This is a genomic window from Mycobacterium sp. DL592 (assembly GCF_011694515.1).
Classification (GTDB): Bacteria; Actinomycetota; Actinomycetes; order Mycobacteriales; family Mycobacteriaceae; genus Mycobacterium.
In genome coordinates, this window is record NZ_CP050192.1 from 4,729,237 (window position 1) to 4,749,046 (window position 19,810).

The following is a 19,810-nucleotide window of genomic DNA, read 5'->3' on the forward strand; positions in this document are numbered from 1 at the left end:
AAATTAGGTTAGGCATGCCATAGTTCTGGTCATGTCCGAATTGGCCATCGAAGTGGTCGACGTCGCCAAGACCTTCAGCCGCACCTCGCCGCCCGCCCTGCAGGGTGTCTCTTTCAGCGTGGCCGCCGGCTCGGTTCTGGGCCTTCTCGGCCCGAACGGCGCGGGGAAGACGACCACCATCAACATCCTGTCGACCTTGTCGCTGCCCACATCGGGGCACGCCCGGGTGGCCGGGTTCGACGTCGTCACGCAGGGTGCGAAGGTCCGTGAAGCGATCGGACTGACGGGCCAGTTTGCGGCCGTCGACGAAATGCTCACCGGGCGTGAGAATTTGGTGCTCTTCGGCCGGTTGCGTGGGCTGCGCCGCGAGCAGGCCCGGCAGCGAGCCGACGCGCTGCTACACCAGTTCTCGCTCTCGGATGCCGCCGACCGCCGAGTCGGCAAGTACTCCGGCGGAATGCGCCGCCGGGTCGACATCGCCTGCGGACTGGTCGTCCCGCCCAGCGTGCTGTTCCTCGACGAGCCGACCACCGGCCTGGATCCGCGCAGCAGGCAGGACGTCTGGGCACTGGTGTCGGACCTTCGCGATGACGGCATCACCGTGCTGCTGACCACGCAGTATCTCGAGGAAGCCGACGCCCTGGCCGACGACATCGTGGTGATCGACAACGGAACCGTGATCGCCGAGGGCAGCCCGGAAGCACTCAAACACCGTGTGGGCGGCAGCTTCTGCCAAGTCACCCCGGTCGCCGCCGGTGATCTGGCCCGCATCGCCGCGGCGTTGAGCGGTATGGTCGGCCTCGAGATCGGCGAGAGTTCGGCATCGCTGCCGGCCCCCGACGGGCTGGCGACGTTGGCCGAGGTCTTCCGCCGGATCGAGCCACTCGACGTCGCCGTGGCCGACATCTCGCTGCGCCGCCCGTCACTGGACGAGGTGTTCTTCCGCCTGACCGGCGCCGGGGTGAACGCGTGACGGCACTGGCCGCCCTGACCGAACGGTCGGTGCTGGGCACCCTCCGCGACGGCGATCTGGTGTTCTCCATCCTGGGACCGGTCGCCTTCTTCGTGTGCTTCAACATCACCTTGCGGTACGTGATCGACACCGGCGGGGTCAGCTACGCGCAGTACATCCTGCCCGTAATCGTGGTTCAGGCAATGATTTTCACGGCCATGACCACGGCTGACCGCTCAGCCCGCGACCACCTCAACGGGATGGGCGTGCGGCTGCGCTCGCTGCCGTTAGCCAAGTACGCACCGGTCACCGCGCGGATGCTGTCCTCGCTGATCCGGGCGGGCGCAGCACTCGCGGCCGCAATCGGCACCGGGTACCTGTTCGGGTTCCGCTTCAGCGGCCCTCCCGGTTATACGGTCGCGTTCGTCGTTCTCGCCCTTGCACTTTCGCTGGTATTGTCGTTGGGCGCCGATGCGATGGGCGCGGTGTCGCAGAGCGCCGAGGCGGCCAGCCAGGTGCTGCTGGTGCCCCAGCTGTTGTTGGTGATGCTCTCGACGGGGATCGCACCGGCGTCGGCGTTTCCGAGCCGGCTCGGGCCTTTCGTCCGCAACCAGCCGGTCTCGCAGATCTCGGCGACGCTGCGGGGATTCGCATCCGGCGAGCGGGTCGGCATCGGCGTGAGTGTGGCGTGGTGCGCCGGTCTGCTGATCGTGTTCGGATCGATCGCACTGCGCATGCAGCGGAGGGCGACGTGACGACACTGATGACTCAGAGCGGTCTGCACGCCGGGCGGCTGCTCACCCGGTGGCGCCGCGAGCCGGTCGTGCTGGTGCAGGCGATCGTCTTCCCGACCTTCCTGCTCGTCGTGTACAAGATGGTGATCGGCTAGTCCATCCTGTCGCTCACCGGCAACGACAGCCTCTACGGTCTGGTCCCGATGTGCGCGGTGGCCGGCGTCCTGTTCGGGGCGATCGGCACCGGTATCGCGATTCCCGACGAGCGCCAATCGGGACTGCTGAGCCGACTGTGGGTGCTGCCGGTGCACCGGGCCAGCGCCTTGAGCGGACGGCTGCTGGCCGAGGCCGGGCGGGCGCTGGCCGGAACGATGGTCATCACCGCGGTCGGTGTCGCGATGGGGATGCGGTTCACCCAGGGTCCACTCGCGGCGATCGGCTTCCTGCTCGGCCCGGTGCTGGTGGTCGTCGGCTTCGGCGCGCTGATCGTCACCGTCGCGGTACGGGCCAACGGCAAGAACATTGTCACCGGCCTGTCGTCGCTGTGCTTCCTGCTGCTGTTCTTCAACACCGGGATGGTGCCGCTCGCGGTGTTCCCGGACTGGCTGCAACCGGTGGTGCAGCTACAGCCGATGTCACCGGCGATCGAGGCGATGCGCGGCCTGGCCCACGGCGGTCCGATCCTGTGGCCGGTGGTGCAGACGCTCGGGTGGACGGTGTCGCTGGTCGCGATCTTCGGTCCGCTGGCCGTCCGCGGTTACCGCAACGCGACGGGACGCTGACAGCCGAGCCCCGATGCGGTTGGATGGCGTGGTGGCCGATATCAGTCGCACCAGGACCATTGCGGCCGGGGCGCAGACGATCTGGGATGTCCTCGCCGACTTCGGCGCGATCAGTGCGTGGGCGAACATCGCCGACCATTCGTGTCTGCTCAGCCCGACCACGCAGGACGTCGGGGTCGGCACCATACGGCGGGTCCAGGTCGGGCGCGACACCCTGGTCGAACGCATCACCGAGTTCGACCCCCCACACGCACTGGCCTACGACGTCGAAGGCTTGCCCCGTCAGCTGCGCCGCGTGAACAACCGCTGGACGCTGTCTGCGGCCGCCGGCGGCACCGTCGTGACCGTGACCGCAACCATCGAGATCGGACAGAACCGACTGCAGCGGCTTGCCGAGCAGGCCGTCACCCGCTTCTCGGCCAAACAGCTCGACGCGATGCTCGCCGGCCTCGCCACACGAATGGAGCGCTCCCATGTCTGACCGCCCCGACATCGTCATCGTCATGACCGACGAGGAACGCGCTGTCCCACCGTATGAATCCGATGCCATCCTGGCCTGGCGACAGCGCGTCCTGACCGGACGAAAGTGGTTCGAGGACAACGGGGTCAGCTTCACTCACCACTACACCGGTTCGCTGGCCTGCGTACCCAGCAGGCCCACCATCTTCACCGGCCAATACCCCGATCTGCACGGGGTGACGCAGACCGACGGCATCGGCAAGTCATTCGACGACACCCGGATGCGCTGGCTTCGCGCCGGCGAGGTACCCACACTGGGCAACTGGTTTCGCGCCGCCGGCTACGACACCCACTACGACGGCAAGTGGCATATCTCCCATGCCGACCTGATCGGCGACAAAGGCGCGCCACTGGCGACCAACGACGACGACGGCGTCGTCGACCAGGCGGCAGTCCAGCGCTATCTCGATGCCGATCCCCTTGCACCATATGGATTTTCAGGGTGGGTGGGGCCCGAGCCGCACGGCGCCGGACTCGCCAACAGTGGGACCCGTCGCGACCCGCTGATCGCCGACCGGGTGGTGGCCTGGCTCAAAGATCGTTACGCCCGGCGCCGCGCAGGCGACCCGGACGCGCTGCGGCCGTTCCTGTTGGTCGCCAGCTTCGTCAACCCGCACGACATCGTGTTGTTCCCGACCTGGGTGCGCAAGACCCCGTTGGAAGAGCCGTCACCGCTGGACCCGCCGCCGGTGCCCGCCGCGCCGACATCCGAGGAAGACCTCAAGAGCAAGCCCGCCGCCCAGATCGCATTCCGCGAGGCCTACTACTCCGGCTACGGCCCGGCCGCCGCGATCCAGCACATGTACGACGGCAACGCCCAGCGATACCGTGACCTCTACTACCGCTTGCACGCCGAGGTCGACACACCGATCGACCGGGTTCGCCGCGCGGTCACCGACGGTGGCTCCGACAACGCCGTGCTGGTGCGCACCTCCGATCACGGCGACCTGCTCGGGGCACACGGCGGCCTGCATCAGAAGTGGTTCAACCTCTACGACGAGGCCACCCGGGTGCCGTTCGTGATCGCACGCATCGGCAAGGACGCCACCGGCCCACGGGTTGTCACCGCGCCGACCTCGCACGTGGATCTGGTGCCCACGCTGCTGGGTGCCGCCGGTATCGATGTCGAGTCCACCGCGGCGGTGCTGGCCGAATCGTTCACCGAGGTGCACCCACTGCCGGGCCGCGACCTGATGCCGATCGTCGGCGGCGCCGCCGAAGACGACGGCCGCGCCGTCTACATCATGACCCGCGACAACATGCTCGAAGGCGACACCGGCGCCTCCGGTCTGGGCCGCCGACTCAGGCAGACGGTGAATCCTCCTGCCCTGCTTCGCATTCGCATTCCCGCCCATGTCGCCGCGAACTTCGAGGGTCTGGTGGTTCAGGTCGAGGAGTCCGCAGGCGGCAGCGGGCATCTGTGGAAGCTGGTGCGCACCTTCGACGATCCGGGCACCTGGACCGAGCCCGGGGTTCGCCATCTGGCAGCGACCGGTCCAGGCGGCGAGGTGTATCGCACCAGCCCGCTCGACGACCAGTGGGAGCTCTACGACCTCACGGCCGATCCCATTGAGGCGGTCAACCGCTGGGCCGATCCCGATCTGCACAGCCTGCGCGCACATCTGCTCGATCAGCTCAAGCAGGTGCGCGCCGATGCCGTGCCCGAGCGCAACAACCCCTGGCCGTATGCCTCGCGGCGGCCCCCGGTGCGTACGCGCAGGCGCTTCTTCCGCTAACCCGCCACACTCCGCCGAGTCTGCGCACAGATCGCCGATCGGACCTCGGACCGCGATCTGCCCGCAGAGTCGATGGTGCGCGCCCGGCACTTGACTGAGAACTCCGTCGTATGTGACGATTTCGTCAGTCAATCGAGGAGGTTCGGATGAGCGACGTCGTGGGCGCGCACAACGAGCTGCACAGCGACCAGGGCGCACTGCGCGGCGAGCATCCCGGCCGCGCGCGCAATCCGGTCATCAAGGTGGCCGGCCTGGCCTGGCTCGAGTTCGAAAAACCCGACCTGAACAGGGCGGAAGCGTTCGCGCGCGCATTCGGTTTCGATGTCGCCCACCGCACGGCCGACGAGCTGGCGCTGCGCGGAACCGATGCCGGCGCCCCCTGTGTCCTGATCCGCAAGGGCGCGCGTACCCGCTTCACCGGCCTGGCATTCGAAGCCCAGGACGAGATCGACGTCTTGAAGCTCGCCGACCGGACCAATGCGCCGACGCGCTCACTGCCAGAATCGCTGGGCGGGCTGGTCGTCGAGCTGACCGATCCCTCCGGCACAGCCGTCAAGGTCGTCGCCGGAACGCACCCGCTGCCCGGCCTGTCACCGCAGCAGCCGCATGTCTTCAACTTCGGTCACGACGTTCGGCGCACCAATGCAACCCAGCGCCCGCCTCGGGCACCCGCATCGGTGCAGCGGCTCGGCCATGTGGTCATGCAGTCGACGAAGTACATCGAGTCACTGAACTGGTATCTGGAGCACCTCGGGCTGATCGTCAGCGACTTCCTCTATTTTCCCGGCCAGCGCCACCGCGGACCGACCATGAGCTTCATCCGCTGCGACCGCGGTTCGACCCCGACCGACCACCACACCCTGGCCATGGCGCTCGGACCTGCCAACCGCTACGTGCACTCCGCCTATCAGGTCGCCGACCTCGACGCCCTAGCCGCGGGCGGTGAGTACCTGCTCGAGCGAGGCTACGTCCGCTCGTGGGGAATCGGCAGGCACATCCAGGGCAGCCAGCTGTTCGACTACTGGCGCGACCCCGACGGTTTCCTGGTGGAGCACTACGCCGACGGCGACGTGTTCGACAACTCCATGGAGCCGGGGTGGGCGCCGTTCACCGCCTCGGGCCTGGCGCAGTGGGGACCGCCTGCGACCAACGACTTTCTCGGGACCAACCCCAAAAACGCTCGCCACGAAGCTGTTTCGATGCTCAGCGCGCTCCGCGACAAAAACGAGTTCGACATCACCCGCCTGATCGGCCTTCTGAAAGTTGTCTCCTCATGACCACCTCCGTCCTCCGGACCGCCGACGCCTGGTGGGTCGCCACGCCCGCGGGCGCCGTCAAGATCGACAGCACCGCGCAGAGCACCGCTGAACTCCTGCGGGACCGCGCCGCCATCGACACCGCCGCCGCCGGCACGGACACGGTGGACATCGCCGGTCTGGAACTGTTGTCCCCCATCACCACCCCGTGCCGGGTGGTGGCCCAGATGACCAACTTCGCCTCACACGTCGAAGACGCCGGAATGGATCCGAAGACCATTCCGCTGACCTTCTTCCGCAAGTCCTCGGCCTCGATCAGTGGGCCGTTCGCGCCGGTCATCAAACCCGCCCACGTCAAGTTCCTGGACTACGAGGTGGAGATCGGTCTTGTCGTCGGCACCGACATCCCGGTCGGCACATCGATTTCCGAGTCGAACCTGAGTGACTACATCGCCGGCCTGGTGATCACCAACGACATCTCGGCGCGCGACATCCAGCTTCCGCAGACCCAGTTCTACGAAGCCAAGTCGTACCCGAGCTTCACACCCACCGGGCCCGCGCTGGTGCTGCTGAATGCCCAGGAGCTCAAGCGGTTCGGGCAGCTGCGGCTGCGGCTGCGGGTCAACGGTGAGCAGCGCCAGAACGCCCTCGTCGACGGCGACATGCTGTACGGGCCGGTGCAGGCGCTGCAGTCGCTGAGCCGATTCCAGGACCTCGCGGCCGGCGATCTGATCCTGACCGGCACCCCGGTGGGCACCGCGCTGAGCGCACCGCCGAAGCTCGTCGGGATGATCGGCGCACTGCTGCCGCCCGCGGTCAAGTGGAAGGCGTTCTTCAAGTCTCAGGCCAAGAACCCCAAGTATCTTCACGACGGGGACGTGATCGAGGCGTCGGTGGGCACCGACGACGGTGCGATCGACCTGGGGACGCAACGAATGACGGTGCGTTACTCCTGAAATTCGATGTCCGGCAACGGCATTGCACACACGGTGTGAGCGTTGTCGGCCGACATCCCGAACAGTCGGAGAACGCCTTCGGTCACCGAGTCGGCCGTCGCCGCGGCGTCGCGCTCCGGCTTGGCCTCCAGCAGGTAGCCCAGGCCCAGCATCGCACCGGCGGCGATAGTCAGCGCCAGCTCCGGGTCCTCGACGTGAAAACGCCCGGCCGACACCGCCGCTTTGATGTCGCGCAACGCGCGGGGAGCCAGGCCGCGGTCGGAGGACAACAACGCACCCCAGTTGGCCAGCAAAATGCGACTCTCCTGCGGGCGTTCCCGGAAGAATCGGCCAGTCAGCCGGAAGCTGCACGCGAAGACCTCGGCGGGATCGTCGATATCGGCCGTCAGGCGGTCCAGCACGGCGCCATGCCTGTCCAGGACGTCGACGACAGCCGCCTCGAACAGTTGCTCCTTGCTCTCGAAATGGTTGTAGAACGACCCCATTCCGACGTCGGCGGCCTGGGTGATCTCCAGCACCGGCACATTGAGCCGGCCCGCTGCGATCAAGGCCTGCGCCGACCTGATCAGGGCCGCGCGGGTGCGCTGCTTACGCCGTTCAAGCCGATTGATCGACGGTTCGGAATCCTCAGCCACGGCGCTGATCCTACAGCGAAGACTCACTACTGATGATTTCATCAGAAAGACTTGACTGAGACCGCCCACGCATGTGACGATTTCGTCAGTTACTGAGGGAGTGGTGATGAACGAGGCCAAGCAACCGCGGGTCGTGATCGTCGGGGCCGGACCGACCGGAGTCACCGCCGCTACCCTGCTCGCCCAGTACGGCGTCGAGACCCTGGTCCTGGACCGGTGGGCCGAGGTCTACCCGCAGCCGCGGGCCGTCCACCTCGACGACGAGGTCTACCGCATCGTGCACCGGCTGGGCATCGCCGAGGAGTTCGCCAAGATCTCTCGGCCGGCACTCGGTCTGCGGCTCCTGGACCCCCGGTTCACCGTGCTCACCGAATTCCAGCGCGACCCCGCGCACAGCAGACACGGCCATCCCGAAGCCAACATGTTCGACCAGCCCGAGCTCGAGGCACTGCTGCGCACCAACCTGGAGCGCTACCCGCAGGCCACCCTGCGCGGCAACGTCGAGGTCACCGACATCGACGACAATCGGTCGGGCCGCGCCCGCGTCACCTACACCGACCGTGTCGACGGCGGGACTCACACCGTCGAGGCCGACTACGTGCTGGGCTGCGACGGGGCCAACAGCCTGGTGCGGTCGCGGATCGGTGCGCGGATGCGGGACCTGAACTTCGAACAACGCTGGCTGGTCGCCGACGTGGCCACCACCGCCGACCTCGGCCAGTGGGGCGGCGTGCATCAACTGTGTGATCCCCATCGAGCCGGCACCTTCATGCAGATCGGCGATGTCCGCTATCGCTGGGAGTTTCGTCTGCTACCGGGCGAGACCGCGGACGATTTCCGGGCGATCACCGCGTTACGACCCCTCATCGCGCCATGGGTCGGCCAGATCGCCGACAACGAGCTCGAGTTGATCCGTGTCGCCGAGTACACCTTCCGGGCCAAGATCGCCGACCGCTGGCGCAGCGGCAACATCTTTCTGCTCGGCGATGCCGCGCACCTGACTCCCCCGTTCGTCGGACAAGGAATGGGAGCCGGGCTGCGCGACGCCATGAATCTGTCCTGGAAGCTCGCCGGGGTCCTCGACGGCACCCTGCCCGCCGCTGTGCTGGACACCTACGAGCGTGAACGGAAACCTCACGCCCGCAAGATGATCGGTCTCGCACTCATGGTGGGCCGGGCGATGACCGCAGGTGGCGACGTCGGTGATCTGTTGCGCCGGAAGCTGGTTCCGCGAATGCATCTTCTGCCCGGACTGCGGGAGCGAGTCGTCGACTCACAGACGCCCCGGCTGCGCCGGTCGGCGTTGGTGCACCACGATGTGCGGCCACATGCCCTCGGCGGAACGTCGCTCGGTGGGATGTTGTGCCCCAATGCAATGACGCCCAACGGCAAGCGGCTCGACGACATCCTGGGCGCCGGTTTCACGGTGGTCACCGATCGTGAACTCACCGACGCCGAACGGGCCGACGTCGAGCGCTGCGGCGCAGAGGTTCTCATCGCCGAGCCAGGATCTGCGCTGCGCGCATGGCTCCAGAGCGGGAATGCGGATGCGGCCGTGGTTCGGCCCGACCGCACGGTGTGGAAGGCGGGGCGGGATATCGGCGCGGTATGCCGCGCGCTGGCGGCGGTGCTACTCGGGCGCTAGCTGGTGGCTATCGACGAAGACCAACGTCCCGCCGTCGGTGAGAACGGCCCAGCGGCGGGCGGCGTCAGCGATATGCGTATCGCCCAGATCGACACTCTGCCCGGCGAGATCGCCGAAGTCTTCGACCACGACGCCGCGGGTTTCGTCATCGGAGTCGACGTGGACGCGGACGCGCTGGTCTACCGCGACAGCCTGTTCGCCGTCTTTGCGGCGCAAGATCTTGACCGGCTTGGCCATGTGACAACCTCCCCCTGAGGGATTCAATTGTGCCAGTACAGCACGTCACCGTGCAGTACGGGACCGAATCTGCTCAGCTCGGCGCAGCGGCCGCCCGCGGAATAGGCGGCACGATCGACCAGAGCACCTCGGACTCCTCGTCACCCGGGTTGTCCCAGGAGTGCACCGCGCGGGCCGAAAAGGTGTAGCTGTCACCGGTTTCGAGCAAGGACTCCTGGCCGTCGACAAGCAGGCGAAGGCAGCCACGGACGACGAACACGAAGATCGTCTCCGAGTCCAGGGTGTACCCGCCGCCGGTGCCGCCGCCGGGCTGCAGCACCGAGCGCATCACCTGAAGGTTCGGCTCGGTCTGCGGCGTCAACAGGTATTCACGAATCCCGCTGCCGCCCATCTCGACCGGTGCGCCACGGCCGTCACGCACCACCGCAGACTCCGGGTAGTCGAACAGGGAGCCGAGCGAAACACCAAGGATGTCACAGACTTTGAGCAGGTTCGGTACCGAGATGGTGGTCTGGCCGCGCTCCACCAGGCTCAGGAAGCCCTTGGTGAGACCGGCACGGTCGGCGACGGCTTCCAGCGTCAGCTCCCGATCCTTACGCAGGGCGCGCAGCTTGGGTCCCAGCCGGGTCATCCACCCGTCGGTGCTGTCCGTGACGTCGTCAGCAGCGGCTGCATTGCGGGACATGCGGGGCACCTCACCTTCGCTCGTCGGCCGCTGGGCCTTGCGCAGTCAAAGTTTAGCGGTATATAACTTCTGTAGTTTTACACTACTAAACACCAGGACGGGACATGAGTCTGTACGCAGTGGTCGACCCCAAGACCGGAGACGTCGTGCGGGAGTATCCGACCGCCACCGACGAGCAGATCGAGCAGGCACTGGCCTCTGCCACCAAGGCATACCGCGAGTGGTCCAAGACGTCCACGGTGGCGGAGCGGGCCGCCCTGATTCGGCGCGTCGCCGAGCTGCATACCGAGCGCCGCGAGAAGCTCGCCGAGATCATCCACCGCGAGATGGGCAAGCAGCTCGACCAGGCGCTCGGCGAGGTGGACTTCAGCGCCGCGATCTACGAGTACTACGCCGACAACGCCGAGAAGTTCCTCGCCGACGAGCCGATCGACCTGCTCGACGGCGAAGGCAGCGCGGTGATCAAGCGCGGCCCGGTCGGCGTGCTGCTGGGCATCATGCCGTGGAACTACCCCTACTACCAGGTGGCCCGCTTCGCCGGACCGAACCTGACCCTGGGCAACACCGTCGTGCTCAAGCACGCGCCGCAGTGCCCGGAGTCCGCCGAAGCCATCCAGCAGATCTTCGACGACGCCGGCTTCCCCGCGGGCGCCTACGTCAACGTCTATGCCACCAACGAGCAGATCGCGCAGGCGATCGCCGATCCGCGGGTGCAGGGCGTCTCGCTCACCGGTTCGGAGCGCGCCGGTGCGGCGGTCGCCGAGATCGCCGGCCGCAACCTCAAGAAGGTCGTGCTCGAACTCGGTGGCTCCGACCCGTTCATCCTGCTGAGCACCGACGACCTCGATGCAACCGTCGAAGCGGCGATCGCCGGACGGTTCGAGAACGCCGGGCAGGCCTGCAACGCCGCCAAGCGGTTCATCGTGGCCGCCGACCTCTACGACGAGTTCCTGGACAAATTCACCAAGAAGGTCCTCGACACCGCTGACGAACTGGCGCCGCTGTCTTCGCTGGGTGCCGCCAAGCGGCTGGCCGAGCAGATCGACCGTGCGGTGGCCGACGGCGCCAACCTGGTCTCGGCCGGTGAACGCAAGGGCGCCTACTTCCCGCCCGGTGTGCTCACCGGGGTGTCCCCCGACTCCCCCACCTACCGCGAGGAGTTGTTCGGTCCGGTCGCCATGGTGTTCAAGGCCAACTCCGAGGATGAGGCCCTCGAGATCGCCAACGACATCCCGTTCGGGTTGGGCTCGTATGTGTTCACCACCGACAGCGAGCAGGCCCAGCGGGTAGCCGACAAGATCGACGCCGGAATGGTCTTCGTCAACCTCGTCGGCGCCGACGGTGTCGAGTTGCCGTTCGGCGGCGTGAAGCGGTCCGGTTACGGCCGCGAGCTGGGCCGGTTCGGCATCGACGAGTTCGTCAACAAGAAGCTGATCCGGATCGGATGATCATGAGCACCACTACAGCACCGCCCAAGAAGGACACCTACGCTCCGCTCGAGCTGTTCGCGATCGATCGTCTGCTCGATTCCGACGAACGCGACATCGCCGCCACCGTGCGCAAGTTCGTCGACACCCGGCTGCGGCCGAACGTCGAGGACTGGTTCGAATCGGCGACCCTGCCAAAGGAATTGGCCAAGGAGTTCGGTGAGATGGGCGTGCTGGGGATGCACCTGCAGGGCTACGGCTGCGCGGGGACCAACGCCGTCAGCTACGGCCTTGCCTGCATGGAGCTGGAGGCCGGCGACAGCGGGTTCCGCAGCTTCGTCTCCGTGCAGGGCTCACTGTCGATGTTCTCGATCTACCGATACGGCTCGGAGGAGCAGAAGAACGAGTGGCTGCCCCGGCTCGCTGCCGGGGATGCCATTGGCTGTTTCGGGCTGACCGAACCGGACTTCGGCTCCAACCCGGCCGGTATGCGCACGCGCGCGAGGCGCTCTGGCGCCGGAGACAACGCGGACTGGGTGCTCAACGGCACCAAGATGTGGATCACCAATGGCAACCTCGCCGACGTCGCCACGGTGTGGGCGCAGACCGACGACGGCATTCGGGGTTTCTTGGTACCGACGAACACGCCGGGCTTCACCGCCAACGCGATCCACAAGAAGCTGTCGCTGCGGGCGTCGGTGACCTCGGAGCTGGTGCTCGACAACGTCCGGCTGCCGGCCTCGGCGCAGTTGCCGCTCGCCGAGGGCCTGGGCGCTCCGCTGTCGTGCCTCAACGAGGCTCGGTTCGGCATCGTCTTCGGCTCGCTCGGCGCGGCCCGGGACGCCCTGGAGACCACCATCGCCTACACCCAGTCCCGCGATGTGTTCGATCGTCCGCTGTCGAGTTACCAGCTCACGCAGGAGAAGCTGGCCAACATGACCGTCGAACTCGGCAAGGGCACCCTGCTGGCGATCCATCTCGGCCGGATGAAGGACGCCGAGGGAGTGCGGCCCGAACAGATCAGCCTGGGCAAGCTCAACAACGTGCGTGAGGCACTGGCCATCGCCCGCGAATGCCGAACCCTGCTGGGCGGCAGCGGGATCACCCTGGAGTACTCGCCGCTGCGGCACGCCAACAACCTCGAATCGGTGCTGACCTACGAAGGCACCTCCGAGATGCACCTGCTGTCGATCGGTCGCGCACTCACCGGTCACGCCGCGTTCCGCTGATATGACCGCAGCTGTGGAACTCCGGCATCTCATTGCCGGGGAGTGGCATCGCGGCGGCGGCTCGGAGCTGACGAGCATCAACCCCACACGGCCCAGTGTGGTTGTCGCCGAGGGTGTCTGCGCGAGCGACGCCGACCTGGACCAGGCGGTCGCGGCTGCCCGCGGTGCGGCGCGAGCGTGGGCGGCGACCCCGATCCACCAGCGGGGAGCGATCCTGCTCGACGCCGCAGCGGTGGTCGAGCGCAATGCCGAGGACTGGGGCCTCGAGCTGGCGCTCGAAGAGGGTAAGACACGGGCGGAGGGGGTCGGCGAGGTACGGCGCGCCGCCCAGATTCTGCGCTACTACGGCAATGAGGGCGACCGATCCGCCGGCGAGATTTTCGCTTCACCGCGGACGGGTGAGCAGATCCTGGTGACCCGCAAGCCGATCGGTGTGGTCGCGGTGATCACCCCGTTCAACTTCCCGATCGCCATCCCGGCCTGGAAGATCGCCCCCGCCCTGGTGTACGGCAACACGGTCGTCTGGAAACCGGCGAGTACCGTTCCGCTGCTGGCGATCCGGCTCGCCGAGGCGCTGCAGGACGCAGGTCTACCCGCGGGCGTGCTCAACGTCGTGATCGGCGAGTCGGCGATCGGCGACCGGCTGGTCAACCATGACGGCGTGGACGCGATCACGTTCACCGGCTCCACCGGGGTGGGCAGGCGAATCGCGGCCGCAGCGGCGGCGCGGGGCGTGCCGGTGCAGGCCGAGATGGGCGGCAAGAATGCCGCCGTGGTGCTCGACGACGCCGACGTGGAGCTGGCCCTCGAGCAGGTCATGCTGGGCGCGTTTCGCTCCACCGGCCAAAAATGCACCGCCACATCACGTTTGATCGTCACCAATGGGATCGCAGACCGATTTGTGGCCGATCTGGCTGAGCGGGCGCGCGACTTGACCGTCGGCGACCCGATCGACGACACCACCCAGATGGGTCCGGTCATCAGCGGGTCGGCGCAGAAGAGCATTCAGGCGGGCGTCGACTCGGCGGTGACCCAGGGCGGCAGCGTCCTGGCCGGCGGCGTGCCCTACCGGGACGGACTGCTCGCCGACGGCTTCTTCGTGGCACCGACGATCGTCGAAGTCGCAGACGGCGCTGACATCTGGGGCGAGGAGCTATTCGGCCCGGTTGTCGCACTGCGTCGCGCCGCCGATGCCGAGGAAGCGTTCGCGTTGGCCAACGACAGCGAATTCGGCTTGTCCGCAGCGGTTTTCACCCAGGATGTGACCCGTGCACTGCAGGCCGTCGAGCTCGTCGACGTCGGTGTGCTGCACATCAATTCCGAGTCGGCGGGTGCCGACCCGCACGTCCCGTTCGGTGGCGCCAAGAAGAGCGGCCTCGGCCCCAAAGAACAGGGGCAGGCGGCCCGCGAGTTCTTCACCCACACCACCACGGTGTACCTGCGCGGCGGCGCTACAGATTGAGTGAGTACTGAGGTCGGCAATTCAGCCGATACCTGACCCGTCAGTACTCACTCAACGGCTGGTGCCCTACGGCTCGACGGTCACCTTGATGGCCTCACCGCTCTTGACGATGCCGAATGCGTCAAGCACGTCGTCGAGGGCGATATGGCAGGTGATCAGGTCCTTGACGGGCACCTGACCGGTGGAGATGTATTCGAGTGCGCGCTTGTTGTGTTCCGGGGCGGACCCGTTGGCGCCGTGGATGTGCAGCTGGCGGTAGTGCACGACGTTGGAATCGCAGGTGATCGTCGGGTTGGTCTTGGGCAGGCCACCGAAGAATGAGATGCGGCCGTTGCGTGCGGCTATCGCGATGGCCTGCTCCTGGGTGATGTTGGCCGCCGTGGCGGTGATGACGACGTCGGCACCGCGTCCGCCGGTCAGTTCCATCACCTTCTCGACGACGTCGACCTCGGCGGCATTGATGACCTCGTCGGGGTGCACGGCGTCGGCCGACATCTTCAGGCGGCTGTCGTTGACGTCGACCAGATAGACCGGCCCGCAGTTGTGCACACCGCGGGCGATGCGGATGTGCATACACCCGATCGGGCCGGCGCCGAACACGACGACGGTGTCGCCCTCTTCGATGCCGAGCAGTTCCTGGGCGTTGATGGCGCACGCGAACGGTTCAGCGGCCGACGCCTCGTCGAAGCCGACGTTGTCGGGAATCCGGTTGAGTCCGTCGACCTTGAGCACCTGGCTGGGCACGATCATGTACTCGGCGAATCCGCCGTCGTACTGGTAGCCGACCGACGTCTGGTTCTGGCATACCGCCATCCAGCCCTTGCGGCATTCGTAGCACTCGCCGCAGGGCACCGCGGCGATCACCTGAACACGATCGCCTGCCTTCCAGTCGCTGCCGTACGTCGCGTTGACCTTGGCTCCGACCTCGACGATCTCGCCGGCGACCTCGTGACCGATGGTCCGCGGCGGAGTCAGGTTCTGGTGACCGTTGTGCAAGATCTTGACGTCGGTGCCGCACGTCGAGCAGTTGCGCACCCGGATCTTGACCTCGTCGGGACCGCACTGGGGTTCGGGCACGTCTTCGAGGCGGACATCCTCCGGCGCGTAGAAACGCAGGGCTTTCATCGTGGTCGTCCTTCCGCTGGTCGAGTGCGTCACACAGCACTCTAACCCAGTACGGGCATAAAACCACTACTATTTTTGCCCATTTATGCCCGTTTGCTTGCCACGGTGCCCATTTGTGGGTTTTACTGGTGAAACGATGTGACTCGCATCACGGGACCCCAGATCGGAGGCCATCAGTGACAACCACCGAAGCCAAGCCACGGACCGGCGCGCGTGTGCACGTGCAGAAGCTGGGCACGTCGCTGTCGAACATGGTTATGCCCAATATCGGCGCGTTCATCGCCTGGGGTCTGATCACCGCGCTGTTCATCAAGGCGGGCTGGCTCACCGGCCTGTTCGAGGGACTGCGCAGCCCGGACGGCTGGGTGGCCAAGATCGGCGGCTGGGGTGACTTCGCCCACGGCGGCATCGTCGCGCCGATGATCACCTACCTGCTGCCGATCCTCATCGGCGCCACCGGCGGCCGGATGATCTACGGGATCCGCGGCGGCGTGGTGGGCGCCATCGCCACCATGGGCGTCATCGCCGGTTCGGACATCCCGATGTTCCTCGGCGCGATGATCATGGGCCCACTCGGCGGCTGGGTGATCAAGAAGATCGACGCGCTGTGGGACGGCAAGATTCGTCCGGGCTTCGAGATGCTCATCGACAACTTCTCGGCGGGCATCATCGGGCTGATCCTGGCGGTCTTCGGCTTCTTCGGGATCGGCCCCATCGTGACGGCATTCTCCAAGGGCGCTGGGCATGTCGTCGATTTCCTGGTGGCCCACAACCTGCTGCCGTTGACCTCGATCTTCATCGAGCCCGCCAAGGTACTGTTCCTCAACAACGCCATCAACCACGGCGTGCTCACCCCGCTGGGCACCACTCAGGCGCTGGAGACCGGCAAGTCGGTGCTCTTCCTCCTCGAGGCGAACCCGGGACCCGGTCTGGGAATCCTGTTGGCCTACATGGCCTTCGGGCGGGGTGCCGCGCGGGCATCGGCTCCGGGCGCTGCGATCATCCAGTTCTTCGGCGGGATCCACGAGATCTACTTCCCGTACGTCCTGATGAAACCCAAGCTGATCGTCGCCACGATTCTCGGCGGCATGACGGGCATCTTCATAAACGTGCTGTTCGGTTCCGGCCTGCGCGCACCCGCCGCCCCGGGCTCGATCATCGCCGTCTACGCCCAAACCGCCAGCGGTAGCTTCCTCGGTGTCACGCTGTCGGTATTCGGCGCCGCCGCAGTCTCATTCGCGGTGGCCGCCCTGCTGCTCAAGACCGACCGCTCGGATGACGACGGCGACCTGGGGGGAGCCACCGCCGACATGGAGGCGCTCAAGGGCAAGAAGTCGAGCGTGTCTGCCGCCCTGCTGGGTTCAGCGGGCAGCGCCCCGATCACCACGATCGTGTTCGCCTGCGACGCCGGCATGGGCTCATCGGCCATGGGCGCGTCGGTGCTGCGCAAAAAGGTCCAGGCCGCGGGATTCTCCGACGTGAAGGTCACCAACGCGTCGATCGCCAATCTCACCGACAGCTACGGCCTGGTGGTGACCCACCAGGACCTGACGGCGCGTGCCAAGCAGAAAACCCCGTCGGCCGTGCATGTTTCGGTGGACAACTTCATGAACGCGCCACAGTACGACGAGATCGTGGAACTGCTCGGCCACGCCGGCAACGGCACCGAGCCCGCCGTGGTCGAGCCGTCCGGTGACTCACCGCCCGAGGATGTGCTGAGCATGGAAGCCATCGTGCTGGCCGGGACAGCGACCACCCGCGATGGTGCGATCGGCGAGGCGGGACGGCTGTTGGTCGCCTCAGGCGCAGTCAAACCGGCCTATGTCGAGGCGATGTACGAACGCGAAGCCTCGGTGTCGACCTACATGGGCAACGGCCTGGCCATTCCGCACGGCACCAACGACGCCAAATCCGCGATCAAGCGGTCCGGTATCTCGTTCGTGCGCTATGCCGAACCGATCGACTGGAACGGTAAGCCGGCCGAGTTCGTAGTCGGCATTGCTGGTGCCGGCAAGGACCATATGGACCTGCTGACCAGGATCGCCGGGGTATTCCTCAGCAAGGACGAGGTGGCGCGGCTGCGCGCGGCCCAGACACCCGAAGAGGTCCGGGAGGTACTCGCCGGCCCCGGCAAGTGAGAATGTCGAGGTGGACTCCGAAACCCGCCAAAGCCGCATCGTCGAATTCGCCCGCACCCGGGGTCGCGTCGAGGTGGCCTCGCTCGCCGAAGAACTCGACGTCGCCACGGAGACGATCCGGCGCGACCTGAAGGTGCTGGCCGGCCGGCGACTGATCAAGCGGGTGCACGGTGGGGCGATTCCGTTGGAGACGGTGGCCTTCGAGTCGACCGTTGAGTACCGCAGCCAGGCCGACCTGGCCGAGAAACACCGCATCGCCGCCGCCGCGGCCGAGTTGCTGCACGGGGCCGAAACGGTCTATCTGGACGAGGGTTTCACGCCACGGCTGATCGCCGAACGATTCGCCGAGCGGGACCTGACCATCGTCACCTCGTCGCTGTTGGTGGCCGAGGTGCTGGCGCACAGCCAAACGGTCACGGTGCTGCTTCTGGGCGGCCGGCTACGCGGGCGAACCCTGGCCACCGTCGACCACTGGGCCACCGACATGCTGGGCAGCCTGGTGCTCGATGTCTCATACCTTGGCACGAACGGTATTTCGATCGAGCATGGCCTGACGACACCCGATCCCGCGGTGGCGGCGGTGAAGCACACGGCGGTCAAGGTGGCCCGCCGCAGCATCCTCGTCGCGGCCCATTCGAAGTTTGGCGCGAACAGCTTCTGCCGGTTCGCCGAGGTGTCGGATTTCGAATCGATCGTGACCGGAACCGAGCTGTCAGCGGCCGAGGCGGGCCGGTACGAGGCGTCGGGACCGTCGGTCACGCGGGCCTAGGGTCCGCGTGCGGGGCCCGGCTGCTCGGCCTTCAGTGAACGCCCTCCATCAGGCGGCTGATGCGAGGAGCCACCACCCACACCACCACACCGACGAGGATCGCGACCAGCCCCAGGATGCCGAAGTAGGCCACCTCGTGCTCGGCGTCGTAGTACTTCGCGAGAACACCTGACATCGACGTTCCCAGGCCGACCGAGAAGAAGTACAGCGCCATCATCTGGGCCCGGAAGGCATTGGGCGCCAACTGAGTTGTCACCGACAGCCCGATGGGAGACAGCATCAGCTCCGAGACGGCGAACACCGCCATGATGGCGACGACGAGCAGTGCAGGCACACTGCGCCCGCTCGTGGCGGCCATCGGCAGGAACAGCAGGAACGCCGCGCCCATCCCGATGACGCCGTAGGCGAACTTGCGCGGTGTGGTCGGTGCGCGCCGGCCCAGCTTGGTCCACATCAGCGCGAACAGCGGGGACAGCAGGATGATCCAGACCGGCTCGATCGAGCCGATCCAGTTCGACGGCGCCGTCCAGCCGAAGATCGACCAGTTCATCCGCTCGTCGGAGTACACCGCCAGGACGGTGAAGATCTGCTGGAACAGCGACCAGAACACCGCGTTGGCGATGAACAGCGGGATGAACGCCCGTACCCGGGTGCGCTCGAGTGCATCGACCCGCGGGCTGTTCAGCATCAACGCGAAGTAGGCGATCGACGCCACAACGATGATGCCGGTGGTGACCTGGGACAGGTTGGCCAAGGTGATCACACCGACGGCGAACGCGACGACGACCACCGCGAGCACCACCCCGACCGCGGCGGCGGTGCGCACGAAATCTTTGCGCGACAACGGATGTGGCACGGTCCTGCCGTGCTCGCCCAGGTTTCGCCGGAACGCGACATACTGGGCTAGCCCGAGCGCCATCCCGATCGCGGCAGCACCGAACCCGTAGTGGAAGCCGAGATTCGTCTGCAGCAGGCCGGTGATCAGCGGACCGATGAAGGCGCCCAGATTAATCCCCAGATAGAACAGGGTGAACCCGCCGTCGCGGCGCGGATCGCCTTCGTCGTACAGCGTGCCCAGCAGCGAGGACGCGTTGGCCTTCAACGCCCCCGATCCCAGGGCGATCAGCACCAGGCCCACGGCGACCCCGGTCAGCCCGGGCAAGATCGCCAGGGCGATGTGACCGCACATGACGACCACCCCGCCGTAGAAGACGGTGCGTTCCATGCCGAGGACGCGGTCGGCGATCCAGCCGCCCAGCACCGTCGAGAGGTAGACCAGGCCGCCGTAGGCGCCGACGATGCCAGTGGCGGTCGCTTTCGGCAGCCCCAGGCCGCCCTCGGTCACCGAGTAGTACAGGTAGTAACCGAGGATGGTGAGCATCCCGTAGAACGAGAAGCGCTCCCACAGTTCGACACCGAACAGGTTCGCCAGACCGATGGGATGCCCGAAGAGGGTGCGAGGCGCGGGGTTTCCGGCCCGCTCTGCGAGTTCAGCCATGCGGACAACCATGCCACGCCGACAC

General features: G+C 66.7%; 19 protein-coding genes. 14 read left to right on the plus strand and 5 right to left on the minus strand.

The window, feature by feature from the left end:
• The first annotated feature begins 31 nt into the window (after window positions 1-31).
• The 8 genes from HBE64_RS22725 to HBE64_RS22755 all read left to right on the plus strand — a co-directional run bounded on the left by HBE64_RS22725 (window position 32) and on the right by HBE64_RS22755 (window position 6,935).
• Window positions 32-973: an ATP-binding cassette domain-containing protein gene (locus tag HBE64_RS22725; protein WP_167107532.1), complete on the plus strand. Its 942-nt coding sequence runs from the start codon at window positions 32-34 to the stop codon at window positions 971-973.
• Window positions 970-1,707 (plus strand): ABC transporter permease, encoded by a 738-nt coding sequence (locus HBE64_RS22730; protein WP_167107535.1) that lies wholly within the window; start codon window positions 970-972, stop codon window positions 1,705-1,707. Before HBE64_RS22725 ends, HBE64_RS22730 begins: the two co-directional genes overlap by 4 nt.
• A complete protein-coding gene (locus HBE64_RS25050) occupies window positions 1,704-1,841 on the plus strand; it encodes a hypothetical protein (RefSeq protein ID WP_371744028.1) in 138 nt (45 codons plus the stop codon). Before HBE64_RS22730 ends, HBE64_RS25050 begins: the two co-directional genes overlap by 4 nt.
• Before the next feature lie 48 nt (window positions 1,842-1,889).
• Complete coding sequence (locus HBE64_RS22735) at window positions 1,890-2,468, plus strand: ABC transporter permease (protein ID WP_371744029.1); 579 nt, start codon at window positions 1,890-1,892, stop codon at window positions 2,466-2,468.
• Between the two features lie 13 nt (window positions 2,469-2,481).
• Complete coding sequence (locus HBE64_RS22740) at window positions 2,482-2,949, plus strand: SRPBCC family protein (protein ID WP_208300531.1); 468 nt, start codon at window positions 2,482-2,484, stop codon at window positions 2,947-2,949.
• On the plus strand, window positions 2,942-4,723 hold the full coding sequence (locus tag HBE64_RS22745) for a sulfatase-like hydrolase/transferase (protein WP_167107541.1): 1,782 nt from the start codon (window positions 2,942-2,944) through the stop codon (window positions 4,721-4,723). Before HBE64_RS22740 ends, HBE64_RS22745 begins: the two co-directional genes overlap by 8 nt.
• 146 nt (window positions 4,724-4,869) lie before the next feature.
• On the plus strand, window positions 4,870-6,000 hold the full coding sequence (locus HBE64_RS22750; protein WP_167107544.1) for a VOC family protein: 1,131 nt from the start codon (window positions 4,870-4,872) through the stop codon (window positions 5,998-6,000).
• On the plus strand, window positions 5,997-6,935 hold the full coding sequence (locus tag HBE64_RS22755) for a fumarylacetoacetate hydrolase family protein (protein ID WP_167107547.1): 939 nt from the start codon (window positions 5,997-5,999) through the stop codon (window positions 6,933-6,935). Before HBE64_RS22750 ends, HBE64_RS22755 begins: the two co-directional genes overlap by 4 nt.
• On the opposite strand, the gene HBE64_RS22760 is transcribed toward HBE64_RS22755, so the two are convergent.
• A complete protein-coding gene (locus HBE64_RS22760) occupies window positions 6,926-7,612 on the minus strand; it encodes a TetR/AcrR family transcriptional regulator (RefSeq protein ID WP_167109560.1) in 687 nt (228 codons plus the stop codon). The genes HBE64_RS22755 and HBE64_RS22760 overlap by 10 nt on opposite strands.
• Window positions 7,613-7,676: 64 nt before the next feature.
• Between HBE64_RS22760 and HBE64_RS22765 the strand changes: the two genes are divergently transcribed.
• Window positions 7,677-9,215, plus strand: coding sequence for a bifunctional 3-(3-hydroxy-phenyl)propionate/3-hydroxycinnamic acid hydroxylase (locus HBE64_RS22765; RefSeq protein ID WP_167107550.1), 1,539 nt, complete (start codon window positions 7,677-7,679; stop codon window positions 9,213-9,215).
• Here the strand turns inward: HBE64_RS22765 and HBE64_RS22770 are convergent.
• Entirely contained in the window at window positions 9,201-9,452 is a 252-nt protein-coding gene (locus HBE64_RS22770; protein ID WP_167107553.1) for a hypothetical protein, read from the minus strand. The two genes, HBE64_RS22765 and HBE64_RS22770, sit on opposite strands and share 15 nt — an antisense overlap.
• Window positions 9,453-9,525: 73 nt before the next feature.
• Complete coding sequence (locus HBE64_RS22775) at window positions 9,526-10,137, minus strand: helix-turn-helix domain-containing protein (RefSeq protein ID WP_243841426.1); 612 nt, start codon at window positions 10,135-10,137, stop codon at window positions 9,526-9,528.
• A 104-nt stretch (window positions 10,138-10,241) separates the two neighbouring features.
• Here HBE64_RS22775 and HBE64_RS22780 point away from each other — a divergent pair, with 104 nt between their 5' ends.
• Genes HBE64_RS22780 through HBE64_RS22790 form a run of 3 tightly spaced genes read left to right on the plus strand, consistent with a single transcriptional unit; the run spans window position 10,242 to window position 14,255 of the window.
• Window positions 10,242-11,585, plus strand: a complete 1,344-nt coding sequence (locus tag HBE64_RS22780; RefSeq protein WP_167107556.1) for an NAD-dependent succinate-semialdehyde dehydrogenase — start codon at window positions 10,242-10,244, stop codon at window positions 11,583-11,585.
• Window positions 11,586-11,587: 2 nt separating this feature from the next.
• Complete coding sequence (locus tag HBE64_RS22785) at window positions 11,588-12,793, plus strand: acyl-CoA dehydrogenase family protein (RefSeq protein WP_167107559.1); 1,206 nt, start codon at window positions 11,588-11,590, stop codon at window positions 12,791-12,793.
• Window position 12,794: 1 nt separating this feature from the next.
• Window positions 12,795-14,255, plus strand: coding sequence for an aldehyde dehydrogenase family protein (locus HBE64_RS22790; RefSeq protein WP_167107562.1), 1,461 nt, complete (start codon window positions 12,795-12,797; stop codon window positions 14,253-14,255).
• Window positions 14,256-14,321: 66 nt separating this feature from the next.
• Here the strand turns inward: HBE64_RS22790 and HBE64_RS22795 are convergent, their stop codons facing one another.
• Window positions 14,322-15,380, minus strand: coding sequence for a zinc-dependent dehydrogenase (locus HBE64_RS22795; RefSeq protein WP_167107565.1), 1,059 nt, complete (start codon window positions 15,378-15,380; stop codon window positions 14,322-14,324).
• A gap of 251 nt (window positions 15,381-15,631) precedes the next feature.
• On the opposite strand from HBE64_RS22795, the gene HBE64_RS22800 reads away from it, so the two are divergent.
• Entirely contained in the window at window positions 15,632-17,518 is a 1,887-nt protein-coding gene (locus HBE64_RS22800; RefSeq protein ID WP_243841716.1) for a PTS mannitol transporter subunit IICBA, read from the plus strand.
• A gap of 10 nt (window positions 17,519-17,528) precedes the next feature.
• Window positions 17,529-18,287 (plus strand): DeoR/GlpR family DNA-binding transcription regulator, encoded by a 759-nt coding sequence (locus HBE64_RS22805; RefSeq protein WP_167107571.1) that lies wholly within the window; start codon window positions 17,529-17,531, stop codon window positions 18,285-18,287.
• 31 nt (window positions 18,288-18,318) lie between these two features.
• On the opposite strand, the gene HBE64_RS22810 is transcribed toward HBE64_RS22805, so the two are convergent.
• Complete coding sequence (locus HBE64_RS22810) at window positions 18,319-19,785, minus strand: peptide MFS transporter (protein ID WP_167107574.1); 1,467 nt, start codon at window positions 19,783-19,785, stop codon at window positions 18,319-18,321.
• Between the last annotated feature and the right edge of the window lie 25 nt (window positions 19,786-19,810).

Coding starts and splice junctions, on each gene's coding strand:
- HBE64_RS22770 (WP_167107553.1), bottom strand. CDS start 9,452: ATGGCCAAGCCGGTCAAGATCTTGCGCCGCAAAGACGGCGAACAGGCT.
- HBE64_RS22775 (WP_243841426.1), bottom strand. CDS start 10,137: ATGTCCCGCAATGCAGCCGCTGCTGACGACGTCACGGACAGCACCGAC.
- HBE64_RS22795 (WP_167107565.1), bottom strand. CDS start 15,380: ATGAAAGCCCTGCGTTTCTACGCGCCGGAGGATGTCCGCCTCGAAGAC.
- HBE64_RS22755 (WP_167107547.1), top strand. CDS start 5,997: ATGACCACCTCCGTCCTCCGGACCGCCGACGCCTGGTGGGTCGCCACG.
- HBE64_RS22735 (WP_371744029.1), top strand. CDS start 1,890: ATGTGCGCGGTGGCCGGCGTCCTGTTCGGGGCGATCGGCACCGGTATC.
- HBE64_RS22810 (WP_167107574.1), bottom strand. CDS start 19,785: ATGGCTGAACTCGCAGAGCGGGCCGGAAACCCCGCGCCTCGCACCCTC.
- HBE64_RS22785 (WP_167107559.1), top strand. CDS start 11,588: ATGAGCACCACTACAGCACCGCCCAAGAAGGACACCTACGCTCCGCTC.
- HBE64_RS22760 (WP_167109560.1), bottom strand. CDS start 7,612: ATGAAATCATCAGTAGTGAGTCTTCGCTGTAGGATCAGCGCCGTGGCT.
- HBE64_RS22750 (WP_167107544.1), top strand. CDS start 4,870: ATGAGCGACGTCGTGGGCGCGCACAACGAGCTGCACAGCGACCAGGGC.
- HBE64_RS22740 (WP_208300531.1), top strand. CDS start 2,482: ATGCGGTTGGATGGCGTGGTGGCCGATATCAGTCGCACCAGGACCATT.
- HBE64_RS22790 (WP_167107562.1), top strand. CDS start 12,795: ATGACCGCAGCTGTGGAACTCCGGCATCTCATTGCCGGGGAGTGGCAT.
- HBE64_RS22745 (WP_167107541.1), top strand. CDS start 2,942: ATGTCTGACCGCCCCGACATCGTCATCGTCATGACCGACGAGGAACGC.
- HBE64_RS22800 (WP_243841716.1), top strand. CDS start 15,632: ATGGTTATGCCCAATATCGGCGCGTTCATCGCCTGGGGTCTGATCACC.
- HBE64_RS22765 (WP_167107550.1), top strand. CDS start 7,677: ATGAACGAGGCCAAGCAACCGCGGGTCGTGATCGTCGGGGCCGGACCG.
- HBE64_RS22780 (WP_167107556.1), top strand. CDS start 10,242: ATGAGTCTGTACGCAGTGGTCGACCCCAAGACCGGAGACGTCGTGCGG.
- HBE64_RS22725 (WP_167107532.1), top strand. CDS start 32: ATGTCCGAATTGGCCATCGAAGTGGTCGACGTCGCCAAGACCTTCAGC.